General features: G+C 69.9%; 5 protein-coding genes. 1 reads left to right on the top strand and 4 read right to left on the bottom strand.

Going from position 1 to position 5,834, the window contains the following annotated elements; translation table 11 throughout:
• Window positions 1–1,086: alkyl/aryl-sulfatase (locus B4E30_RS08320; protein ID WP_286794669.1), on the top strand; the 1,086-nt coding region annotated here is incomplete at its 5' end.
• 276 nt (window positions 1,087–1,362) lie between these two features.
• Here the strand turns inward: B4E30_RS08320 and B4E30_RS08315 are convergent.
• From B4E30_RS08315 to B4E30_RS08300, 4 genes are all read right to left on the bottom strand, one after another.
• Window positions 1,363–2,454 (bottom strand): lactonase family protein, encoded by a 1,092-nt coding sequence (locus B4E30_RS08315; RefSeq protein WP_286794667.1) that lies wholly within the window; start codon window positions 2,452–2,454, stop codon window positions 1,363–1,365.
• Between the two features lie 11 nt (window positions 2,455–2,465).
• Window positions 2,466–3,749 (bottom strand): adenylosuccinate synthase, encoded by a 1,284-nt coding sequence (locus tag B4E30_RS08310; protein ID WP_071044256.1) that lies wholly within the window; start codon window positions 3,747–3,749, stop codon window positions 2,466–2,468.
• A gap of 116 nt (window positions 3,750–3,865) precedes the next feature.
• Window positions 3,866–4,813: a PDR/VanB family oxidoreductase gene (locus tag B4E30_RS08305; protein ID WP_071044255.1), complete on the bottom strand. Its 948-nt coding sequence runs from the start codon at window positions 4,811–4,813 to the stop codon at window positions 3,866–3,868.
• A complete protein-coding gene (locus B4E30_RS08300; protein ID WP_286717404.1) occupies window positions 4,810–5,649 on the bottom strand; it encodes an MOSC domain-containing protein in 840 nt (279 codons plus the stop codon). The genes B4E30_RS08305 and B4E30_RS08300 overlap by 4 nt, the downstream gene beginning before the upstream one ends.
• Between the last annotated feature and the right edge of the window lie 185 nt (window positions 5,650–5,834).

Below are 5,834 nucleotides of genomic sequence, written 5' to 3'. Positions count from 1 at the left end.
GAGATGCACTTCTTCTTCCCCGGCTACCGCGCCCTCTGCATGGCGGAGAACGCCACCCACAATCTGCACAACCTGCTCACGCTGCGCGGTGCGCTCGTGCGCGATCCGCACGTGTGGTCCCGCTATCTGACCGAGGCGATCGACGTGTTCTCCGGCCGCGCCGATGTGGTCTTCGCGTCGCACCACTGGCCAACGTGGGGACACGATGAGATCGTGTCGTTCCTGTCGACCCAGCGCGACCTCTACGCCTACCTGCACGATCAGACGCTGCGGATGCTGAACACGGGCCTGACCGGCACCGAGATCGCCGAGATCATCCAGCTTCCGCCGGCCCTCGAGAACGCCTGGAACGCGCGCGGCTACTACGGCTCGGTCAGCCACAACGTCAAGGCGGTCTACCAGCGGTACATGGGATGGTTCGACGGCAACCCCGCTCGACTGTGGCCGCATCCTCCCGCCGAGCAGGCGAAGCGGTACGTCGACGCGATGGGCGGCATCGATCGTGTCGTGACCCTCGCACGCACCGCCTTCGACGGCGGCGACTACCGGTGGGCGGCGACGCTGCTCGATCACGCGATCTTCACCGACGCCGACCACGCCGCAGCCAGGGAGCTGTACGCGCAGACGCTGACGCAGCTCGGCTATGGCTCCGAGAACGGCACGTGGCGCAACTTCTTCCTCTCCGGAGCGACCGAGCTGCAGTCGGGGAGCTTCGGAACACCCCAATCGACGAGTGCGCCGACGATCGTGGCGCAGCTGACGCCGGAGCAGCTGCTCGACGCGTTCGCCATCACTGTCGACGGGCCGAAGGCGTGGGATCTCGACCTCGTCACCGACCTGACCTTCACCGACCTCGGCCGCAGCTTCCGGGTGACGCTGCGCAACGGCGTGCTGATCTACCTCGAGAGGGAGCCGGGATCCGATGCCGCGCTGCACCTGTCGCTGACGAAGGCCCGCATGATCGCCCTCGCCGCCGGTGACACGTCGTCGCCGGGGCTGCAGATCGACGGCGATGCAGGAGTGCTGGAGTCGCTGTTCTCGGTCCTCGACCCCGGCGATCCCGACTTCGAGATCGTGCTGCCTTAGGAGGGGTGCCGGCCCGCGCCGAGCCGTCGCCCCTCCCCCATAGCGACAACCATCGTCAACCGAACCCCCGCCTGCCTTCGCCTTGACCATTCACCTGTCACGCGATGTCGCATCCCCGCCCCATACCGACAGCCAGCGCCAACCAAACCCGCGCAACCGACCTTCACCTGTCACGGGATGTCGCATCCACGACCCGAGACGACAACACCCGCCAACCGAAGCCCTTCCGGTCGTTGAGCGAGGAGCGGAGCGACGAGACGAAACGCGGGCCGCGGATCAGCGCACCGGCAGCAGGTGCGTCGGCGACGGCACGGTCGCGCGGTGCCGGATGCGCCCGGGCACTCCGGTGCGCGGATCGAGGGTGAACGAGACCACCTCGTGCGAGCGTGCCCCCTCGACCAGCAGCGTGTCGCGCACCACGACGTGGTTGCGCGGCCACACCACGCCGGTCTCCACGAGCGCCACCGGATCGAGCGCATCGCCTCCACCCCGCACGCGGAGCACGGCCATCGTGTCGCTGCCGCGCAGGCCCAGATAGACGAAGCTGGCGTCGCGCCCCAGCGCTATCTCCGCTCCCGTGTCGCCGGCGAGGCCGCCGAGCGGCACGCCGCCGAGGACGCGCCACGCTCCGGTCGCATCCGGGGCGAGCACGAAGACCTCGCGCGAGAACTCGGTGACGACATACAGGTGACCGCTCGGATGCCAGACCGTGTGCCGGGGGCCGGAGCCGCGAGGAAGCGCGACCTGCTGATGCGCACGCAGTCGCCCGTCGACCGGCCGCCACACCCGCACAAGATCGAGACCGAGGTCGGTCGTCACGACCGTGCCGTCCGGAAGATAGCGGGACTGGTGCGCGCGGGAGGGGCGCGCCGTGGGCACCTCACCCGCCTCTTCGGCCGTCGCCCCGAGCACCTGAGCGCGGATGGCGTCGACGTCCGGCTCGGCGTCGTACGGATCGGATGCGGCAGGCGCACGACGCGGGTCGGTCGGGCGGCCCTCCGCGTCGAGCGTCATCCGCACCACCGAGCCGTCGCCCCAGCAGGCGGCGAGCAGGCTGCCGCCGTCGGGGGCGACCGCGACGTGACACGTCGCTGCACCGGCCGGAACCGCGGCGCCGAGCGGCACGAGCGTGGATTCACCGGTGCGGGCGTAGGCCTGCACGGCGCCGGTCTTCTCCAGCGCGGCGTAGATCACGTCGCGGGTGGGATGCGCCGCGAGCCACGACGGAGAGTCGGCCGCGATCACGTCGCCGCCGAACCCGAGGGCGCCGTCGACGTAGGCCGTGTCGGCCGATCCGGCGTGCAGCATCCCGATGCCGGCGGCCTCGCCGCCCATGTCGGCGGTGTAGCCGCCCGTGAGGAACCGCATGCGGCGAGCCGTCAGACCAGGTCGTGTCGCACGACGACCGCGTCTCGCGCCGGCCCGACGCCGATCACCGAGATGCGGGTGCCGCTCATCCCCTCGAGCGCGAGCACGTAGTCCTGCGCGTTCTGGGGCAGGTCGTCGAAGCTGCGGGCGCCGGAGATGTCTTCCTTCCACCCGGGGAAGTACTCCAGGATCGGCTTCGCGTGGTGGAAGTCGGTCTGGTTCACGGGCACTTCGTCGAAGCGCGTGCCGTCGACGTCGTACGCGACGCAGACGGGGATGCGGTCCAGGCCGGTGAGGATGTCGAGCTTGGTGAGCACCAGGTCGGTGATGCCGTTGATGCGCGTCGCGTAGCGGGTGATGGGCGCGTCGTACCAGCCGACGCGGCGCGGGCGGCCGGTGGTCGTGCCGAACTCGAAGCCGCGCGAGCGCAGGAAGTCGCCGTTCTCGTCGAACAGCTCCGTGGGGAACGGCCCCGAACCGACACGGGTGGTGTAGGCCTTCACGATGCCGACGATGCGGTCCAGGCGGCCCGGTCCGACGCCCGATCCGGTCGCGGCTCCCCCGGCGGTTGCCGACGACGACGTCACGAACGGGTAGGTGCCGTGGTCGACGTCGAGCATCGTGGCCTGACCGCCCTCGAAGACGACGACCTCGTCGCGCTTCAGTGCCTCGTCGAGCAGGAGGCCGGTGTCGGCGACCATCGGGCGCAGCCGCTCCGCGTACGACAGCAGCTCCTCGACGACCTCGTCGCACGTGATCGCGCGGCGGTTGAAGACCTTCACCAGCAGGTGGTTCTTCTGGTCGAGCGCGCCCTCGACCTTCTGGCGCAGGATGTTCTCGTCGAACAGGTCCTGCACGCGGATGCCGACCCGGTTGATCTTGTCGGCGTAGGCCGGGCCGATCCCGCGCCCGGTGGTGCCGATCTGCCGCTTGCCGAGGAAGCGCTCGGTGACCTTGTCGAGGGTGCGGTGGTAGTGCGTGATGATGTGCGCGTTCGCGCTGACCTTCAGGCGCGATGTGTCCAGGCCCCGGGCCTGCAGGGCCGTGAGCTCGTCGAAGAGCACCTCGAGGTCGACGACGACGCCGTTGCCGATCACGGCGTTCACGCCCGGCGAGAGGATGCCGGAGGGCAGCAGGTGCAGCGCGTACTTCTCGTCGCCGATGACGACGGTGTGGCCGGCGTTGTTGCCGCCGTTGAACTTCACGACCCAGTCGGTACGGTCACCGAGCAGATCGGTGGCCTTGCCTTTGCCCTCGTCGCCCCACTGGACGCCGACGATCACGATGCCTGGCATAGGAGAGCCCCCTCGAATGGCGGTCCGACGCCGCACGACGCCGGCAGGACGCGCACCGGCGGTGCCACCGTCCCGTCCCAGTCTAGTCAGCCGCACCGACGCGCCCCGCGGCGCTGTCAGGCAGGACCGATGCAGATCTCGCGCTCGGCGCGCGAGACGCAGGTGATGAGGCGGTCGGAGCGTTCGTGGTTCTCCAGCACGATGTCGCGGTGCTGCGCGGTCCCCGAGATCAGGCGCACCCGACACGTCCCGCACGTTCCCGACCGGCACGAGCTCGGAACGGCGATTCCGTTCTCGGTGAGCCGGTCGAGGAGGGAGTGGTCACTGCCGACCGACACGCGTTCGCCGGTCGGCTGCCACACGGCGGTGAAGGGCTGGGCGAACGGGTCGACCGCGGAGACGCCGACGAAGTCCTCGAAGTGCAGCCGCGCGGGACGCCAGTGCATCGTCATGGCCCGCACGGTGCGCATGAGCGGCGCCGGTCCGCAGCAGTAGACCTCGCTGTCGGTGGGGTCGGCCAGGAGTGGCCACAGGTCGAATCGTCGCCCATCGTGCTCGCGGGTGGCGTGCACGACGACATCGGGCGCATTGAGCTCGTCGAGGTAGGCCGCCGCGGATCGGTCTCTCACGAGGTAGACGAGAGTGCTCGCCACCCCCGCCTCCTGCAGGTCGCGTCGCATTCCGCGCACGGCGGTGATTCCCACTCCGCCGGCGATGAGAACCGCCCGGCGCGTCGTCGGATGAAGGTCGAACCCCGTGCTCGGCGAGGAGATCCGCACCGGCGAGCCGGTGGCGGCACGGTCATGCATGCTCACCGAGCCGCCCTCGCCGTCGGCACGGCGATCCACCGCGATCGTGTACGCCCGCGGACGAGCGGCGGTCGGAGCGCACAGCGAGTAGCTGCGTCGATGGCCGCCGGGAGTCTCGACGTCGATGTGCGCCCCGGCCTCGAATGCGGGCAGCGCACCACCATGGGCCGCGGCGAGGGTGAACTCGTCGATCGTCGGGGCCAGACGGCGGCGGCCGGTGACGACGACCGGGATGTCGGTCTCACCGCGGGTCATGGGCGCCCGGCTCCGATCCCGGCGGGAACCGCGACCGGCAGTCCCGGCGCCAGGTCGCCGCCCGAGAGGATGTTCGCGTAGATGCCGAGGTCGGTGTGGCCGTAGTGCTGCTTCAGGAGGCGGGGGATCGGCAGGTCACGCTCGGTCGTCTCGAGGTTCACCTCGGTCGCCGCGCACCGCGCGGCCATCATCTCTCCGCGCAGCACGACCTCGCCCGCGCGGAACTCCTTCCCGATGAGGTCGCGCTCGATCCACGGCTCGCCGAGATCGACGTAGAGGTTGGCCCGGAAGCGTCGCGGGTCCACCTCGTGCCCGATGCGCTCTTCGAGATCACGGATCGACGCGAGGTTGACGAGGTGGCACGCCCACGTCAGATGCTCGGAGACCGAGGCCGTGTAGGAGAAGTTGAAGGTGCGATTCGCGCGGCGCACCAGGCGGGGTCGGTCCGCCTCGTCGAGGTCGAGCACCCGCGCGAAGAAGCGCTCGGCCTCCCGCACGTCGGTGTCATCTCGCAACGACACATCGAGCACGACGTGCTCCTGCACGTGCACACGCAGTCTCTCGGTCTCGGGATCCAGATGCGTCGAGACGCCTGCGAGACGCGGGAAGACCGTCAGCCCGTAGGCCTCGGCGGAGGTGAGCGGTCGGTCGCCTGATGCGGCCTCGGCCGCCTCACGCTTCGGCAGCGCCCAGCACCGGTCGAAGGGGAATCCCCGATCGGGGTCGACGGTCACCCGCTCGAGTCTCTGTCCGGACAGACCGCGGATCGGATAGATGTACAGGTCGCTGACCGCGCCGGCATCGACAAGGTGAGGGGTCGCGGCTGACTCTTCCACCGTCAAAACGGATGAACACCTCGCAGGGATCGACGTCGCCACCATTATCCCGGCATCGGCGCGATGCTCGCGTGCTCGCCGCGACGGCCGGCGGCGGATGGGAATACCCGGCGCTCGCGCCGCATTACCACCCGTGACGGCCGATGTGCCGTTCACCGCCGCACGCGAGAGAATCATCCCCGAAC

Source organism: Microbacterium sp. UBA3394 (assembly GCF_002358725.1).
GTDB classification, from domain to species: domain Bacteria; phylum Actinomycetota; class Actinomycetes; order Actinomycetales; family Microbacteriaceae; genus Microbacterium; species Microbacterium luteum.
Note: the sequence above shows the minus strand (reverse complement) of the source record. Positions and strands in the feature narration are given on the sequence as shown.

What these genes read in the sequence shown, in the direction of transcription:
- B4E30_RS08315 (WP_286794667.1), bottom strand. Translation starts at nt 2,454, where the DNA reads ATGCGGTTCCTCACGGGCGGCTACACCGCCGACATGGGCGGCGAGGCC.
- B4E30_RS08305 (WP_071044255.1), bottom strand. Translation starts at nt 4,813, where the DNA reads ATGACCCGCGGTGAGACCGACATCCCGGTCGTCGTCACCGGCCGCCGC.
- B4E30_RS08310 (WP_071044256.1), bottom strand. Translation starts at nt 3,749, where the DNA reads ATGCCAGGCATCGTGATCGTCGGCGTCCAGTGGGGCGACGAGGGCAAA.